The sequence below is a fragment of the Reyranella sp. genome (assembly GCF_036558665.1).
Classification (GTDB): domain Bacteria; phylum Pseudomonadota; class Alphaproteobacteria; order Reyranellales; family Reyranellaceae; genus Reyranella.
In genome coordinates this window covers 19783-28065 of sequence record NZ_DATBFE010000180.1, presented here as the reverse complement: position 1 = coordinate 28065, position 8283 = coordinate 19783, and the positions used below count along the sequence as shown (strand labels likewise).

Genomic DNA, 8283 nt, shown 5'->3' with positions numbered 1-8283 from the left:
TGATGCGGGCGTTGCCCTTGGTCCGGTAGGCGTCGGCCGCCTGCTTGATCGTGTTCAGGGCCTGGGCCGACAGGTTCGAGCGATCCCAGTCGAAGAACACCATGAACGACGGCGCACTCATCGGCGGCGGCGGTGGCGGCGCAGCCTCGACCGGCGCACCGAACTTGAAGGTGACGCCGAGCATCACGGCAAAGCTGTTGTTGCTCCAGGCCGAGCCGGCGAAGTTCGGGTTCGTCGTGCCGAAGTACCGGCCGTCGAGATCGAACCGCAGATTCGGGGTGGCGTTCCAGCCCACACCCAAGATGCCCTGAAAGGCGAACTGCGTGCTGCGCAGCGGCAGGTCGGAATCGATGAAGCCGACGCCCGCACCGGCGCCGACGAACGGAACGATCACGCCCCCGGCATTGAAGTCGTAGAGAATGTTGGCCATCACGGCCGCCTGGCCGATCTTGCCTTGGATTGCCTGGCCCGGGAAATTGCCACCGGAAGTCTGATTCTCGTGGTACACGCCTTCGATTTCGACGCGGGGGCCCACGAAGTCGTAACCGAACTTGCCGCCGGCCGCCCAGCCCGTGGCCGGATAGACGCCCTGGCCTGCAATCGTCGTGTTGAGCAGCCAGCTCACGCCGCCTTCCACGCCGCCATAGAACCCAGGTACTGGCGACTGCGCATGCGCCATGACGGGAAGCGCCACAACCGCGGCAGCCGCCACAAGTGCCTTCTTCATCGCTATCTCCCTTGCTTGTAGATAACTCGAAATACCTCGACCGGAGCTGAAGCGGTCTCGAACGGCCCAAGTTTAGTCGAATTCCTGCAAAGCTGCGACGAAGACGGCCATTTCGTGCAAATTGCGGCCACGCCTGTTGCAGCGCGGCCACACCTTGGTCCACGAAACGTGAACGGCTGCCGATTCGCGGCCCTAAGATATGCAAAAAAGAGGTTCAGCCGCCGCTACGGCGGCCGGCTTCGAACAAAAACCAGGTCCGCTTCTCGGTTTCGTCGATCCAATTCTCGATCAGGCTCGCCGTGGCGACATCATTGTGTTCGTCGCAGAGCTCGTGAAGCGTGCGCATATTGGCGGTTAGCTGCCTATTGTCGTCCCGCAGCTCGGCCAGCATGTCCTCGGGCGTGACATAGTCGGCGTCGTTGTCCAGGACACGCTGGAGCTTGCCGATCTGGCCGACAGAGCGGATCGTGGTGCCGCCGAGCTTTCGCACGCGTTCGGCAATCGGATCGCCCATGGCATAGATCTCGTCGGCCTGCTCGTCGAGCATCAGGTGATAGTCGCGGAAATGCGGACCCGACACGTGCCAGTGGAAGTTTTTGGTCTTGAAGTACAGGGCAAAGACGTCAGCGAGCAGGATATTGAGCCCGCCCGAAACGTCCTTCGTCGCATTGGCGCCCAAGTCGGTCGGAGTGGCCAGGGCGGCGGCCTGGCGGCTTTTGACGTTCTTGCTCATGGCGGGGGCTCCCCTCCTCGGTGGCGTTAGTTCAGTTTAGATTTATTCTAAATAGGACGTTACGGTCCAACTTCAATCCGGTCAATTGAGATAGGGAACCGCCATTCCCTTGGTCACGGCTGGCCGCGCATTTATGACATCGTACCAGCGCTTCACATTGGGAAAGTCCGCCAGATTGACCTGGTGCCATTCGTGCCGCGCAATCCATGGAAAGATCGCGATGTCGGCGATCGTATAGTCCGCTCCTGCGGCGAAGGCGTTCGACGCGAGCTGCTTGTCGAGCACGCCGTACAACCTTTTCGCTTCATCGACATAGCGCCTGATGCCGTATTCGATCTTGCTCGGCGCAGCGCGCAGAAAATGGTGGGCCTGTCCAAACATGGGTCCGACGCCGCCCATCTGCCACATGAGCCACTCGAGAGTCCGGTAGCGCTGGACCGGCTCGTTGGGGAGAAACTTGCCGGTCTTCTCCGCAAGGTAGATCAGGATCGCACCCGACTCGAACAGACTGATCGGCTCGCCGCCGGGACCATCGGAATCGACGATTGCAGGAATGCGGTTGTTGGGGCTGATCTTGAGGAAGTCGGGCTTGAATTGCTCGCGCTTGGAGATATCGACCTTGTGCACGCTATAGGGCAGGCCGCATTCCTCGAGCATGATGGAGGCTTTGCGACCGTTGGGCGTGCCCCACGTGTGAAGCTCGATCATTCTGCTGTCTCTCCTTCTTTTTCTTCATTCTCAAACGTCCTCCGAATCGTCGAAGGATGAATCGCTGCCGAAGTCGTCGTCGTCAGCGCCGTCCGGATTGTCGGATGCATCGTAGTTGTCGGCTGAGCCGTCGTCCTGCGCGAGATCGACAGAGGAGACCTGATCGGCCGGCATCACCGCCGATGGCGTACCCAGAGGAGACGGGTCCAACATGCCGAACGGACTGGCGCTGTGGCCAAGCAGGTTGCGAATCCCGTCGAACAGCAGCGCGCCGCCGGCGACGCCGGCCGCCGTCGCGAGCGCGGAGCGCAGGAAGCCGCCTCCGGCCGACGGTTGCGGAGCGACCGCCGACTGTAGGGGCGACCGCGTGCCGACAGCAGGAGCTGCCGGCGCGGCGGCAGGCGCTGCACCCCAGGGGCCGATCTTGGGCGCCCCTTCCAGAAAGCCCGGCTGGGCCGGGCCAGTTGTCTTCGCCTCGAGTTCAGCGATGCGCGCCTGGGCTCCCTTCAGCGCATGTTCCTGTACCAGCACTGTCTGCGTCAGCAGGTAGGGTGCGCCAGGCTGCCCTGCCAGAAGGTTCGCGATCAGCCGCTCGGCCTCGGGGTCGCGCGGCTGTGCCTCATAGGCCTTGAGACGGTTGAACAGGCCCTCGATGAGGTCGCGTTCCTGGCTTTGCATGACGGCACCTCCTGCTCCCCGGAAGTCCCGTCAACGTGGTTGCCGGTTCATCCACCGTCAAGGGTCGCCAAGGGTCCCCAGACGCAACCACCATGGTCTGATCTGATGCGTGTGCAGGAGACCGTTCGCCCGCCAAACATCCCGCGCCAGCCGCGCTTCGACCTCGGCCTCGTCCTTTGCCTGCACGATCAGCAAGACTTCGGGCGTCCCGACAAGCGGCCCGCCCAGGAGGACGAACCGGTCCGCTACCAGCCCGTTCATGAAATCGGCATGCTGGCGCCAGTGGTCCTGCTCTTCCATGGGGAGGTCGTCCTTCCAGCGTGGGCCGCGGCTGCTGGTGACGGCGAACAACTTAGGTGACATGGCGGTCATACCCGTTTGAAGTCCATGATCCAGTTGGTTTCCCAACTGTTGCCTTCGTCCAGCGAGAAGGCCTGCTCCCAGCGTGCCGACGCAGGTGTCACGCGCGACCACACGTAGCGCACGCGGATGGCCCGGCCCTGCCATACGTCGTCGCCATAGAACGTCCCGGTCCCCTTGGCAAAGCGTCCGACAACTGGCGCGGCGGCATGACCCGGACGCCGGCTGTCGTACCAATGGATGGTCCATCTGTCCCTGTCGAAATCGTAGAGACGCAGGCTCATGCCGCGGTAGCGGTCGCCCGGCAGGGCAATGTCGCTCTCGTCGATGTTGCCGAAGCCGTCGAGGACCTTGCGTACTGCGCAGGTGCCGTCGAACTCGATCCAGTCATGACAGTCGCTGAGGCGGCGCGCGAGATAGCGGTGGCGACAGTTCCAGATCCCCATGAGGAAGTCGAAGTCGGGGCTGGGCTTGGGGCGGGTTTGCAGCATATGGGCTCTCCTTTCGTGCCGCATCCTTAGCTCCCTATTCCTGCCATCTTATGTCATGATTATTTGCTAACATCATCGCCGTGCGCGCGAGCCGTCTCCTTTCCATCCTTCTTATGCTGCAGACCCGCGGCCGGCTGACCGCCGAGACGTTGGCCGAAACGTTCGAAGTGTCGGTGCGCACGATCTATCGCGACATGGAGCAGCTGAGTGCTGCCAACGTGCCGGTCTACGCGGATCGCGGGCCGGGCGGCGGTTTCCAACTGCTCGACGGCTTTCGCACCAAGCTCACCGGGCTGACCGAGAGCGAAGCCGAGACGCTGTTCGTGGCCGGCCTTCCCGGTCCTGCCTCGCAGCTGGGTCTCGCAGACCAGCTCCTGTCTGCACAGCTCAAGCTCACGGCCGCGCTGCCCGAACGGAACCGGGCGGGTGCCCAGAAGATCGCGCAGCGCTTCCACCTCGATCCGGTGGACTGGTTCCGGAGCGCGGAGGCAGCGCGGCTCTTGCCGGAGATCGCTCGCGCCGTCTGGAGCGATAGCGTGATCGAGATCGCCTATCAGCGCATCGATCGGCGCGTGACGCGTCGGCTAAGGCCGCTCGGGCTCGTGCTGAAAGCCGGTACATGGTATCTCGTGGCCGAGGTTTCGCAGCAGCTTCGCACCTACCGCATTTCCAACATCGTCGACCTTGCGGTCACGAGCGAACGCTTCACGCGGGCCAAGGATTTCGACCTGGTGCGCTTCTGGACCGAGTCGTCGCGCGCCTATGAAGTGGGTCTTTACCGGGAGAAAGCGGTCCTGCGGCTCTCGCCGCGCGGCCTCGCCCGTCTCGAGCAAGTGAGCGCCACGGTGGCCGAAGCGGCCCGCGAGAGCGCCCAGCCGCCGGACCGCGAAGGCTGGAGACAGGTCGAGATTCCGATCGAATCAGTGGATCAGGCGGCGTTGGATCTGTGCCGGCTCGGCACGGAAGTCGAAGTACTGAGGCCGCGAGAGCTGCGCCGCCGCTTCGCCAATGCCGCCCGGGCAATGGCGAGGCTCAATGCATCGTGAAGTCTCGCGCAATCAGGGCTTCCCCAAGAACACGGCCAGCCAGTCCTATGCTTGGCTCGTCATGCGGCGGCCCGACCGCTTTTCCATCGGCTCCCGGGCGCTATTTGTGTTATGCCGCGTTGGCACGGGCGGAGGGAGGAAGCCTGATGCTGGAAGTACGACGACGTGGGCTTACCACGCTGCTAGGGGGCACAGCGGTCGGCTGGGCTCTCGCCGCCCACGCGCAGGTGCCGGAGAAAATCCCGCGGCTGTGCTTCCTTACGTTCGATCCCGGTACGCTGACCTCGAACCGATTCGGTGCGTTCTTCGAGGGTCTGCGTGATCTTGGCTATGCGAACGGGCAGACCATCTCTATCGACTACCTGTCCGTGGAGGGCAACGGGGAGCGATTTCCGGCGCTCGCCGAGGAATGCCTGCGCCTAAAGGCGGACATCATCGCCGTCAGCACCACGCCGGGTGCACAGGCTGCGATCGCCGCAACGCGCACGATTCCGATCATCATGATCGGGCTCGGGGACCCGGTTCGGACCGGGCTTGTCGGCAACCTCGCCCGGCCGAGCGGAAACATCACCGGCCTGTCACTTATGGTTCCCGAGGTTGCGACCAAGCGGCTTGGTTTGTTGAAGGACGCCATACCTGGAATCTCGCAAGTGCTCGTGCTGTCCTATCTCGCCGATCCGATCGCACCGTTGCAGGTGAAGGCAATGCAGGAGGCGGCGCAGCCGCTCGGCTTGACGCTGCAGGTCCATGACATCCGGACCGCCAATGACCTTCCGGCCGCATTCGACGCCGCGGCCAGGGAGCACGCCGAGGCACTCCTCACGACATCCGAGAGCATATTCGTTGCACAAGGCCAGCGCGTGACGGAACTTGCGGCTCGCTACAAATTGCCGGCGATGTACTGCTTTTCGAATGACGTCGTCGACTTCGGTGGCTTGATGGCCTACGACGTGAACTATTCCCGCGTCATTCGGCGCGCCGCTAGCTACGTCGACCGAATATTAAAGGGTGCCAAGGTTTCCGATCTTCCAATTGAGCAGCCGATCAAATTCGAATTCAGCATCAACCTTAAGGCCGCGAAGGCGCTCGGCTTGACAATTCCACCCGGCGTGCTCGCCATCGCGGACAAGGTGATTGAATGAATGGTCTATGACCGCTTCTGGGCCCATCGCGGACAAAGCCCGTCGACGCCACCGATCTGAAATCAGGCGGAAAGCAGACACGGCGGACGACTCCTACCGGTTCTGACCCTAGCGAACGACCGCGGCGGTCTGGCCGAACAGGACCTTGCGTTGCTCTTCGGTATTGATGCCGGGCTTGGCGCGCAACTCGGCGCCCACCGCCTTGCCCTTGATCACCGCCGGACGCTTGCCCATCGACTCCTCGAACCAGCGCTTGAGATGCGGAAAATCCTCCAGCTTCTGGCCGAAGTTCTTGAAGCCCACGACCCACGGCCAGATCGCCATGTCGGCGATCGACAGGTGGCCAGCCACGAACTCGCGGTTGCCGAGCCGTTTATTGAGAACGCCGAACAGGCGGTTCACTTCGTTCGTGTAGCGCGTCTGGCCGTAGCTCAGATGCTCGGGTGCGTTGAATTGCGGCGCGTAGATGTTGAAATGATTGGCTTGGCCCGCCATCGGGCCGAGACCGCCCATCTGCCAGTTCACCCATTGCAATACCTCGTACTTGCCACGAAGGTCCCTGGGCAGGAATTTGCCGGTCTTCTCGGCAAGATATTGCAGGATGGCGCCGGACTCGAACACCGAGACGGGCTCGCCGCCACCCGGCGGTTCGTGATCGACGATCGCGGGCATGCGGTTGTTGGGACTGATTTTGAGAAACTCGGGCTTGAACTGCTCGCCCGTGCCGATATTGACCGGCACGACCTTGTACAGCAGGCCGCACTCCTCGAGCATGATTGAAATCTTCCAGCCATTGGGCGTCGGCCAGTAGTAGAGGTCGATCATCGGCGGGTCTCCTGAGGAAAGGTTTCGGGTTTAGCAGAGACTAGACGAGCGGTCCGCCGGGGCGAAGCGAGGAAGCTTCATCGCCTCCATTAGGAAAAGGTGCGTTGCGGCAGTCGACTTGTCCGTTGTGTTTCGCCAAATTCAGGCTGCGAGCAACGACGACAAGAGGGCTCATGCCGGTCCCCGCTACCCTTCCTGCCGGTTGGCCTGCCGAGAAGTCCCTCGCGATCTCCGTCAGCGTCATGCTCGAAGGCTGGACCGATGATTCCGCTCCCGGCATCGGCCCGATGGGCAATCCACTCAAGGCCGGCGTGCTCGACCTGCAGGCGCGATCGTGGGCCGAGTACGGACCGAAGGTCGGCGCCTGGCGACTCCTCGATATCCTCGACAGGACGGGCCTTCGTGCTGTCTTCTACGTGAGCGGCCTGCTCGCCCGGCGTTATCCGGATCTCCTCGCTGCCATCGCCAATGCGGGGCATATCGTGGGCGCGCACGGCTGGGCCCAGGATATCATTCCCGCCTGTCAAACGGCAGAGCAAGAAAGACGCGATCTCGTCCGTTGCGTTGACGCCATCGGACAAGGCGCCGGTCATCGCCCCTATGGCTGGCTGAGTCCGCGCTGCACGCCGAGCAGGTGCACGCCGGCGCTTCTGGCGAACGCTGGCTTCGAATGGCATGCCGACTTTTTCGACTCCGACCTGCCCTATCGCCACCAGACGCCGGCCGGTCCGATTACGGCGGTTCCGTTCACTATTGAGGTGAACGACATGCCGCTCTATGTCCGCTACGGCAATGAACCGCATGCCTTCACGCGGATTCTGGAGCGCATCCTCTCCAACTGGCCACGGCTTGGCTTGCCAGCCGGCTGCCTCGACATCACGGTGCATGCCCACATCTTCGGTCGCCCCTTCGGCGCGATCGAGTTCATCGAGTCGCTCGACGTGGCGCGCCGCTATGCCGACTGGGCCTGGCTTACCGACCATCAGGCGCTTGCGAGGCTGTTTGCTGTCCGCGATTGAACCTCGCGAGCATCTGGACGTTGTCACAAACCAGTGCAAATTGGCGTAATCCGCCGCAGGAGAGAACCGTGTCGTATGTCAATTCGGTCCTACAGCCGGGTGAGACCATCAAGGCAATCGGCAAATTGCATTGGATCATCTTCTTGCGCGCGTTTGTTTTGCTGGCGGTTGGGATCGTTCTCCTCGTCTACGCGGAGACGCTGTCCACGCAGCTCGGCCGACTCGTTCAGCTCATCGGCTGGGCGTCCCTGGTGCTGGGCGTCGTGGCCTTGCTCCATGCCTGGTTCGTTCGCTGGATTACCGAGCTGGCCATCACCAACTACCGCGTGATCTACAAGCGCGGCTTCCTGCGCCGGCGCACCGTCGAAATGAACATGAACAAGGTCGAAACCATCGATGTCGAGCAATCGGTTCTCGGCCGACTCCTGGGATTCGGCACGATCCGGGTGCGCGGCACCGGACAAGGGATCGAAAACCTGAGGCAGGTCGCGGCACCGCTCGAGTTGCGCAGCGCCATCACGGCGCGCTGACCGGCACTACGATTGCAACTGGGC

11 protein-coding genes are annotated in these 8283 nt (G+C 62.7%); 4 read left to right on the top strand and 7 right to left on the bottom strand.

Annotation, left to right across the window (positions count from 1 at the left end; genetic code table 11):
- The 6 genes from VH499_RS24980 to VH499_RS24955 form a co-directional block, all read right to left on the bottom strand.
- Positions 1 to 727, bottom strand: a 727-nt coding sequence (locus tag VH499_RS24980; protein WP_332055488.1) for an outer membrane protein, incomplete at its 3' end; no start/stop codon positions are given.
- A 214-nt stretch (positions 728 to 941) separates the two neighbouring features.
- A complete protein-coding gene (locus tag VH499_RS24975; RefSeq protein WP_332055487.1) occupies positions 942 to 1460 on the bottom strand; it encodes a DNA starvation/stationary phase protection protein in 519 nt (172 codons plus the stop codon).
- Between the two features lie 81 nt (positions 1461 to 1541).
- Positions 1542 to 2168 carry a glutathione binding-like protein gene (locus VH499_RS24970; RefSeq protein WP_332055486.1) on the bottom strand — a complete coding sequence of 209 codons (627 nt, stop codon included), beginning with the start codon at positions 2166 to 2168 and terminating at the stop codon, positions 1542 to 1544.
- Between the two features lie 30 nt (positions 2169 to 2198).
- Complete coding sequence (locus tag VH499_RS24965; protein ID WP_332055485.1) at positions 2199 to 2846, bottom strand: DUF2076 domain-containing protein; 648 nt, start codon at positions 2844 to 2846, stop codon at positions 2199 to 2201.
- Between the two features lie 57 nt (positions 2847 to 2903).
- Positions 2904 to 3209, bottom strand: coding sequence for a hypothetical protein (locus tag VH499_RS24960; protein WP_332055484.1), 306 nt, complete (start codon positions 3207 to 3209; stop codon positions 2904 to 2906).
- A 5-nt stretch (positions 3210 to 3214) separates the two neighbouring features.
- A complete protein-coding gene (locus VH499_RS24955; protein WP_332055483.1) occupies positions 3215 to 3697 on the bottom strand; it encodes a DUF1579 domain-containing protein in 483 nt (160 codons plus the stop codon).
- 80 nt (positions 3698 to 3777) lie between these two features.
- Here VH499_RS24955 and VH499_RS24950 point away from each other — a divergent pair, with 80 nt between their 5' ends.
- Entirely contained in the window at positions 3778 to 4743 is a 966-nt protein-coding gene (locus tag VH499_RS24950) for a YafY family protein (protein ID WP_332055482.1), read from the top strand.
- A gap of 146 nt (positions 4744 to 4889) precedes the next feature.
- Positions 4890 to 5885 (top strand): ABC transporter substrate-binding protein, encoded by a 996-nt coding sequence (locus VH499_RS24945; protein ID WP_332055481.1) that lies wholly within the window; start codon positions 4890 to 4892, stop codon positions 5883 to 5885.
- A 108-nt stretch (positions 5886 to 5993) separates the two neighbouring features.
- Here VH499_RS24945 and VH499_RS24940 read toward each other — a convergent pair whose 3' ends face one another.
- Complete coding sequence (locus VH499_RS24940; protein ID WP_332055480.1) at positions 5994 to 6710, bottom strand: glutathione S-transferase N-terminal domain-containing protein; 717 nt, start codon at positions 6708 to 6710, stop codon at positions 5994 to 5996.
- A gap of 173 nt (positions 6711 to 6883) precedes the next feature.
- Here VH499_RS24940 and VH499_RS24935 point away from each other — a divergent pair, with 173 nt between their 5' ends.
- Together VH499_RS24935 and VH499_RS24930 are read left to right on the top strand one after the other, a co-directional pair.
- Positions 6884 to 7729 carry a polysaccharide deacetylase family protein gene (locus tag VH499_RS24935; RefSeq protein ID WP_332055479.1) on the top strand — a complete coding sequence of 282 codons (846 nt, stop codon included), beginning with the start codon at positions 6884 to 6886 and terminating at the stop codon, positions 7727 to 7729.
- Between the two features lie 68 nt (positions 7730 to 7797).
- Positions 7798 to 8259 carry a PH domain-containing protein gene (locus VH499_RS24930; protein ID WP_332055478.1) on the top strand — a complete coding sequence of 154 codons (462 nt, stop codon included), beginning with the start codon at positions 7798 to 7800 and terminating at the stop codon, positions 8257 to 8259.
- The last annotated feature ends 24 nt before the right edge of the window (positions 8260 to 8283 follow it).

What these genes read in the sequence shown, in the direction of transcription:
- VH499_RS24975 (WP_332055487.1), bottom strand. Translation starts at nt 1,460, where the DNA reads ATGAGCAAGAACGTCAAAAGCCGCCAGGCCGCCGCCCTGGCCACTCCG.
- VH499_RS24970 (WP_332055486.1), bottom strand. Translation starts at nt 2,168, where the DNA reads ATGATCGAGCTTCACACGTGGGGCACGCCCAACGGTCGCAAAGCCTCC.
- VH499_RS24965 (WP_332055485.1), bottom strand. Translation starts at nt 2,846, where the DNA reads ATGCAAAGCCAGGAACGCGACCTCATCGAGGGCCTGTTCAACCGTCTC.
- VH499_RS24960 (WP_332055484.1), bottom strand. Translation starts at nt 3,209, where the DNA reads ATGTCACCTAAGTTGTTCGCCGTCACCAGCAGCCGCGGCCCACGCTGG.
- VH499_RS24955 (WP_332055483.1), bottom strand. Translation starts at nt 3,697, where the DNA reads ATGCTGCAAACCCGCCCCAAGCCCAGCCCCGACTTCGACTTCCTCATG.
- VH499_RS24945 (WP_332055481.1), top strand. Translation starts at nt 4,890, where the DNA reads ATGCTGGAAGTACGACGACGTGGGCTTACCACGCTGCTAGGGGGCACA.
- VH499_RS24940 (WP_332055480.1), bottom strand. Translation starts at nt 6,710, where the DNA reads ATGATCGACCTCTACTACTGGCCGACGCCCAATGGCTGGAAGATTTCA.
- VH499_RS24935 (WP_332055479.1), top strand. Translation starts at nt 6,884, where the DNA reads ATGCCGGTCCCCGCTACCCTTCCTGCCGGTTGGCCTGCCGAGAAGTCC.